Source organism: Sphingobacterium sp. 1.A.5, from assembly GCF_002734235.1.
Classification (GTDB): Bacteria; Bacteroidota; Bacteroidia; order Sphingobacteriales; family Sphingobacteriaceae; genus Sphingobacterium; species Sphingobacterium daejeonense.
In genome coordinates, this window is record NZ_PEBA01000009.1 from 77699 (window position 1) to 85350 (window position 7652).

Annotated in this window: 7 protein-coding genes; 6 read left to right on the top strand and 1 reads right to left on the bottom strand. The window is 39.3% G+C overall.

Going from position 1 to position 7652, the window contains the following annotated elements:
* Nucleotides 1-118 precede the first annotated feature (118 nt).
* Nucleotides 119-2275, top strand: a complete 2157-nt coding sequence (locus CRT24_RS06265) for a S9 family peptidase (protein WP_099370382.1) — start codon at nucleotides 119-121, stop codon at nucleotides 2273-2275.
* 99 nt (nucleotides 2276-2374) lie between these two features.
* Here the strand turns inward: CRT24_RS06265 and CRT24_RS06270 are convergent, their stop codons facing one another.
* Nucleotides 2375-2566, bottom strand: a complete 192-nt coding sequence (locus CRT24_RS06270) for a hypothetical protein (RefSeq protein WP_257213979.1) — start codon at nucleotides 2564-2566, stop codon at nucleotides 2375-2377.
* Nucleotides 2567-3130: 564 nt separating this feature from the next.
* Here CRT24_RS06270 and CRT24_RS06275 point away from each other — a divergent pair.
* The 5 genes from CRT24_RS06275 (at nucleotide 3131) to CRT24_RS06295 (ending at nucleotide 7391) form a co-directional block, all read left to right on the top strand.
* A complete protein-coding gene (locus tag CRT24_RS06275; RefSeq protein WP_099370384.1) occupies nucleotides 3131-3847 on the top strand; it encodes an N-acetyltransferase in 717 nt (238 codons plus the stop codon).
* Nucleotides 3848-3888: 41 nt separating this feature from the next.
* On the top strand, nucleotides 3889-5076 hold the full coding sequence (gene argG / locus CRT24_RS06280) for an argininosuccinate synthase (RefSeq protein WP_099370385.1): 1188 nt from the start codon (nucleotides 3889-3891) through the stop codon (nucleotides 5074-5076).
* A 93-nt stretch (nucleotides 5077-5169) separates the two neighbouring features.
* The gene (gene argC, locus CRT24_RS06285; protein WP_099370386.1) at nucleotides 5170-6189 is read left to right on the top strand and encodes an N-acetyl-gamma-glutamyl-phosphate reductase; all 1020 of its coding nucleotides are present in this window, start codon (nucleotides 5170-5172) and stop codon (nucleotides 6187-6189) included.
* A gap of 306 nt (nucleotides 6190-6495) precedes the next feature.
* A complete protein-coding gene (locus CRT24_RS06290) occupies nucleotides 6496-6723 on the top strand; it encodes a hypothetical protein (RefSeq protein WP_099370387.1) in 228 nt (75 codons plus the stop codon).
* Between the two features lie 38 nt (nucleotides 6724-6761).
* A complete protein-coding gene (locus CRT24_RS06295; RefSeq protein ID WP_099370388.1) occupies nucleotides 6762-7391 on the top strand; it encodes a transposase in 630 nt (209 codons plus the stop codon).
* Nucleotides 7392-7652: the final 261 nt, after the last annotated feature.

Genomic DNA, 7652 nt, shown 5'->3' on the forward strand with positions numbered 1-7652 from the left:
ATAGATTATAATTCGACAAATTTAAGATTTTCAACAAGATGCTTTTGTTAATTAATCTAAAAATCGTTAAAAAATTGTCTTAATTTTAAACTTTCAATAACCAAATTAATTTAAATGTATGAAAGATAAATATGTAATTGGTTTAATATTATCTATAATGATTTCATCTTGTTCCCCAGAGAGTAGTACAAAGAAAGAGCCTTTGAGTTGGCCAAATGCTACGGCACCCGTAGCAGAAAAAATACCACATAATCGAATAATCCACGGAGATACAGTTTCGGATCCCTATTATTGGATGATTGACTATTTCAAAAAAGGTCCTGACTCTTCAAAGGTTGTAAATTATTTGACTGCTGAAAACAAGTATACGGAGGAGATGATGAAAGATACGGAGGGTTTTCAGGATATACTTTTTAAGGAGATGAAAGGGAGGATCAAAGAAACTGATGAGAGCGTTCCTTATCTTAAAAATGGGTATTATTATTATCAACGGACGGAAGAAGGCAAGCAATATTACAAGTTGTGCAGAAAGAAGGGCAGTTTGGAGGCTGCTGAGGAAGTTTTGTTGGATGTAGACAAGATGGCTGAAGGGTTTGCATATTTTGCTTTAGGAGGCGCATCTGTTAGTCCGGACAACAAATTGTTGGCCTATGCTGTGGATACCGTTTCCAGGAGAGAATATGTTATTCAAATAAAGAATCTGGAGACAGGCGAATTGTTACCTGACCGTATTATTCGGACTTCAGGATCTGCGGTTTGGGCTGCGGACAATCAGACTATTTTCTATACTGCTAAAAATCCAGTAACCCTTTTAAGTGAAAAGATTAAACGCCATACCTTAGGAACAAGTTCTGATTCTGATGTAGTTGTTTATGATGAAAAAGACAATACCAATTATATTGGTGTGTCTAAATCAAAGAATGATAAATACATTTTTATTTATTCAGGCGGTACCTTGAGTTCGGAGACCCGATATATCAAATCTGATGATCCGAATGCTGAATTCAAGGTTTTTCAGCCGAGGATGAAAGATGTTCTGTATGATGTCACACCTTTGGAGGATAAATTCTTGATCGTAACGAACGATAATGCAAAGAACTTCAAAGTTATGGAGACTTCATTGGAAAACACGGGTAAGGAAAATTGGAAAGAGTTTATTCCCCACCGTGCAGATGTTTTGGTAGAAGGGATTGACGAATTTGCGAATTACTTGGCAATATCGGAACGGAAGAATGGTTTGACTCAATTAGCAATTCGTGATCTTAAGGATAATAGTCAACATTATTTAGACTTTGGTGAAGCTGCATACACGGTTTATCCTAGTACCAATGCAGAGTATCATACGGATATATTAAGGTATGGATATACTTCCATGGTTACACCTTCTTCTACTTATGATTATAATATGAAGACCAAGGATAAGACCTTGATGAAGCAGCAGGAGGTTTTGGGAGGATATGACCAAAAGAATTATGTTACTGAACGAGTGATGGCGAAAGTAGGAGACGGCGTTGAAGTTCCAATTTCTATAGTTTATAAAAAAGGCACTAAGAAAGATGGTAGTGCGCCATTATTATTATATGCTTATGGGTCTTATGGTAATTCGATGAATCCAAGTTTCAGTTCTACCCGACTTTCCCTATTGGACCGAGGTTTTATTTATGCTCTTGCGCATATCAGAGGTGGAGAGGAAATGGGTAGGCAATGGTATGAAGATGGGAAGATGATGAAGAAGAAAAATACCTTTACTGATTTTATAGATTGTGGTAAATTCTTGATTGACCAGAAATTTACATCCAAAGAGCATTTATATGCTCAAGGAGGCAGTGCGGGAGGCTTATTGATGGGTGCCGTAATCAACATGGCTCCAGAAATTTGGAACGGTGTAATTGCGCAAGTTCCATTTGTGGATGTTGTGAATACGATGTTGGATGAATCTATTCCATTGACGACAAACGAATATGATGAATGGGGCAATCCTAATAATAAGGAGGCCTATGATTATATGAAGTCATATTCTCCCTATGAAAACATTGAGGCTAAGGAATATCCGAATTTATTGGTAACCACGGGTCTTCACGACAGTCAAGTTCAATATTTTGAGCCTGCGAAATGGGTTGCAAAGTTGCGGGCTACGAAGAAAGGAAGTAATGTGATTTTATTGAAAACAGATATGGAGTATGGTCATGGCGGTGCATCTGGAAGGTTTGATTATTTAAAGGATGTTGCTTTAAGCTATGCGTTTTTATTTAAACTGGAAGGAATAACGAAATAGTTTAGGTAAAGATTACTTTGTAATTTTTTATAAAAAATAAATGGGGGCAGTTCGAAATAATTGAACGGCCCCCATTTCTTATTATGCTGAAGATTTTATTTAATTCTGTTTTAAGCTATCAGCTTTGTTTTCTGCTTCGATTTCACGAGCATCAATTTGATGTTGTTTGTAGTTTTCCATTGCGATTTTACTAGCACGTTGAGAAACCACAAGGCCAAATATGGCAACTACCGTTACGACAATTACTCCCCACATATATTTCTTTTTGTCTTGTTTCACTAACCAGTACATAAAGAGGATATATGGGATGACGAATATTGCGTAAAAAAAGACACTAGGACCTACCATGATTTTATTATTTGGTGCAAAACTAAGGATTTATTTAATAAATGTGATTAGGTATGGTTGTTAGAATAAAAAACTTACAAAACAATGAATGATTTTAAACGTTTCAATAATTGGAAAGTCTGATTGAAAGGTTTTCAAAGAAGGTAGGGGCAATTTATTTTTTAAATAAAAAAACTACTTTGATATTGCATAAAAGAAAAAAATAATTGTTTACTTTTGCGCAGTCTGATCATTAAGTTTAACGGGACATAAGAAAATGTATTGTAACAAGTTATATATGAATTCTTTGACTCAAGCAAATAAAAAGCTTGGTCGTGAGATTTATTGTTCTTTACGTACTTTCAATTGTCCTATTCTTCGATTCCGACGACCTATTCTGCCTCGAGCTTGATTCTGAGGCAGGCAAACTTCCCATTTTGTTGTTCATCAAGCTCGATGAGTGATATTCAAATTAGATTAGATAGTTCAAATACTTTTGTATTTTATTTTTTAGGTCGACATTATTAAATGACACTTTCAGATTTTTTAATTATTCCTGCAACGGCAAATCATATTGTATATGCTGAGGAAATCTGTAATGAAATGTTTGAGTCTGCTAAGGCTCGAGGAACTGGTATTGCGCGTAGGAAGCCTGAATATGTAGCCCGTAAGATGGAAGAGGGCAAGGCTGTTATTGCTTTGCATAAGGATGGTACCTGGGCTGGTTTCTGTTATATTGAAACGTGGAGTCACGGAGACTATGTTGCGAATTCGGGTCTTATTGTAAATCCTGTATTCCGGAAAGTTGGTTTGGCGAAGGCGATCAAGAAAAGAGTTTTTGAACTGTCTAGGGAGAAATATCCGAATTCGAAAATTTTTGGATTGACAACAGGATTAGCTGTTATGAAGATCAATTCTGACTTAGGATATGAGCCTGTCACTTATTCTGAATTGACGCAAGATGAGGAGTTTTGGAAGGGTTGCCAATCCTGTGTTAATTACGATATTTTGATGTCCAAGGATCGCAAGAACTGTATGTGTACAGCGATGCTTTGGGATCCTGTAGAAAAGGAGAGAGAGTTGAAGGAGAAAATCCTACGCAAAGCGGAGGCTAAAGAGCGTTTGGATCGGATTTCAAAGAAGCAATCTTTATTAAAGAGGATAGAAGCTAAGCTTTGGAAATCGACTAAAAAATTTGTTGCTGCGGTCATTCCGGTTGGCGCAAGACCTGTAAAAGGTTTTTAAATTGTTATTTTTGTTATCATAAGCATATTAATCGTTATAAAATGAAAAAAGTAGTTTTAGCATTTAGTGGTGGATTAGATACTTCATTTTGTTGTATTTATCTATCTCGTGACTTAGGATTAGAGGTTCACTCAGTAATTGTGAATACTGGTGGATTTTCTGATGAAGAATTAAAGAATATTGAAAAAAGAGCCTATGAATTAGGTGTTAAGTCGCATACCACTATTGATGAAACTGAAGATTATTACCAAGATACTATTAAGTATTTAATTTTTGGTAATGTGTTAAAGAATGCTACCTATCCTTTGTCAGTTTCAGCGGAGCGTGTTTCACAGGCTACTGCCATTGCAAACTATGCTAAGAAGATCGGTGCTGAATGTGTAGCACATGGTTCAACAGGTGCTGGAAATGATCAAGTCCGTTTTGACATGATTTTCCAAACGTTGATTCCAGGCGTTGAGATCATTACTCCAATTCGTGACTTACAATTGTCACGTGAGGATGAGATTGAATATTTGAATAAACATGGTGTTGAGTATTCTGCAGAAAAGGCTAAATACTCGATCAATAAAGGTCTTTGGGGTACTTCTGTAGGGGGAGCTGAAACATTGACTTCGAACCAATACTTACCAGAGTCTGCATGGCCTACACCATTGACTTCGACGGAACCTCAAACTTTTACCATTGATTTTGAAAAGGGACAACCTGTTGCACTGAATGGTGAAAAAATCGGTCCTGTCAAGGTTATTCAGGAGTTACAAGCTATTGCACAACCTTATGGAATTGGCCGCGATATTCACGTAGGAGATACTATTATTGGTATCAAAGGTCGTGTTGGTTTTGAGGCTGCTGGTCCAATAATTTTGATCAAAGCACACCACACGTTGGAAAAACATACCTTGACCAAGTGGCAATTATCGTGGAAGGACCAGTTATCTGCATTCTACGGAAACTATATGCACGAAGGTCAGATGCACGATCCTGTAATGCGAGATATGGAGGCTTTTTTACAGAGCTCTCAAGAGACTGTGACTGGTCGTGTAATCGTTGAATTACATCCACACCGTTTTGTGATTATAGGTGTTGAGTCAGATCATGATTTGATGTCTAATAAATTCGGCAGCTACGGTGAGATGAATAAAGGCTATACTGGTGATGATGTAAAAGGTTTCTCGAAAATCTTCGGTAACCAAACTATTATCTGGCATAAAGTAAATAAGAAAGACTAATTGTCTTTTTATATATAAAAATGTTCTTTTTGCAAACCAAGGTAGCCATGCTAGGTACCTTGGTTTTTTGTTATATTCTATCAAATAAATACAATGGAAAAAATTAAAGTTGGAATTGTTGGATCTGCAGGTTATACTGGTGGAGAATTATTAAGAGTATTAATCTATCATCCTAATGTAGATATAATTTTCGCTAATAGTGCTTCTAATGCTGGTAATAAGCTTTCTGATGTTCACAATGATTTATTTGGTGATACCGATTTAACTTTTTCTTCGGACTTTCATTCGGATATCGATGTTCTATTTTTATGTGTTGGTCATGGGGATGCGCGCAAGTTTTTAGATGCGAATTCGATTGATCCTTCGGTTAAGATTATTGATCTTTCACAGGATTACAGGTTGAAGTCAAACGTTTCCTATCAAGGCAAGAATTTTATCTATGGTCTTCCTGAATTGAATAAGGAAGCTATTAAAACTGCACAATACATTGCGAATCCTGGCTGTTTTGCTACGAATATCCAATTGGCTTTATTGCCATTAGCAAGTAAAGGTTTGTTGCCTGATCAGATTCATGTGAATGCTACGACAGGTTCTACAGGAGCAGGTCAAAGGCCAAGTGCCACCACGCATTTTTCATGGCGTAATAATAACTTGTCAGCCTATAAATCTTTTGACCACCAACACCTCCAAGAGATCTCTGAATCATTGAATCAATTGCAAGATGGGTTTCTACCATCGGGGGATGGTTCGTTGATCGAAAGGGCTGCGGAACGTATTAATTTTATTCCTCAAAGAGGGGATTTCGCGAGAGGTATTTTTTCTGCTATATATGTGGATACTGACCTGACTGAAGAACAAGCTTATGAGCTGTATGAATCTTATTATTCAGCACATCCTTTCACTCATGTTTCAAGAGCTAATATTGATTTGAAGCAAGTAGTGAATACAAATAAAAGCATTATGCACCTAGAAAAGCACGGTAATAAATTGTTGATTCTAAATGCAACGGATAATTTGTTGAAAGGGGCTTCGGGGCAGGCAGTTCAAAACATGAACTTGATGTTTGGTTTGGATGAAAGGGCAGGATTGGGTTTGAAGTCGGTGGGGATGTAGAGTAGACATTAGACATAAGACATAAGACAATAGACTTTTGGTAAAGTTTAGAGAGGGCCGTTGGCCCTTTTTGTTTTTAACAATATTACACATTATACAACTTCAGGGGTGGTAGCTATTATTGAAAGCAAAATTCTACACCATAAAACCCCAGAGAGGTGTAACTATTATAGAAATGGAAATACGACGTCTACCAACCCTGTAGGCCTTATGTTTGTATTTAGGACGTGCTACTACAAAGAGATAGCATAAGATTATTTGTTTATATTTTTATATAACCAAAATAACAACATAAATCCTAATCTTATGCTACGACAAAATACGGATTTAAATTTTGCTGGACAACCGATCTATATCGGAATAGATGTCCATCTAAAGAGCTGGAACGTTGCGATCTACAGCAAGGACCTTTTCCTTAAGTGCATCCATCAGGAATCCAAGGTTGAGGTCCTGGTGGACCATCTTTGGAAACATTATCCCGGAGCCTCCTACTATACGTCCCTTCTACCGATTATGAGGACGCCAGGTCCCTAGTGCGGCTGCGCCATTCCACGGTGAGGGAGATCGGCAGGATGAAGAACCGGCTGAAGTCATTCCTGTACACCAATGGCATCAGCTACCCCGAGGCCTTCCTGCACAACGGGACGCACTGGTCCAGGCGGTTCATGGTGTGGCTGAAGGAGGATGTCCACATCAAGGGCGAATTTGGCAGGCGGACGCTGGAGCTGCTGGTCCAGAAAGTGGAGTACCACAGGGGATTCCTGCTGGAGCTGAACCGGGAACTCAGGAGCATGATGGCCCAGCAGGTGCATGCCGTGGACTACGCGCTGCTGCGCTCTGTCCCGGGCATCGGTCCGGTGACGGCCATGAGCCTGCTGGTGGAGCTGGAGGACATCCGGCGGTTCGCCAACAGCGACCACCTGGCCAGCTTTATCGGCATCGTGCCGACCAGGCACAGTTCGGGTGAGCGTGACCCAGACGGAGAGCTGACCTTCCGCAGGCACGAGCTGCTGCGGCGGATGCTGGTCGAGGCATCCTGGACCGCCGTGCGGAACGACCCGGTGCTGGCCCTGGGCTTTTCAGAGGCCTGCCTGAAGATGAAAAAGAACCTGGCGATCATCAAGGTCGCAAGGAAACTGGTCAACCGGATAGCGTATGTGCTGAGGACCAGGGAAAAATATGTTATCGGAATAGTGAAATGACGGTACTTGGATAGACACATAAAATGGGTGACCGCTATACACCCCTTGCGGCATTGCGTCCGCTCTCATTGTAGTTTGCGGCACCCATACTTTACAAACTGAAAAAGACACTGCAGCCATAGGTCTGCTCATAGAAGGCTGTTTGAAAAGTAACTGTCATTTGGCTACCGGCGGAAAATCCGTCGGGCGGAAGGTCTATGGCCCAAAGCAAGGGAAAGGGAACGGAAAAACAACCATAGAGGCAAATAATCAAAAAAAAAA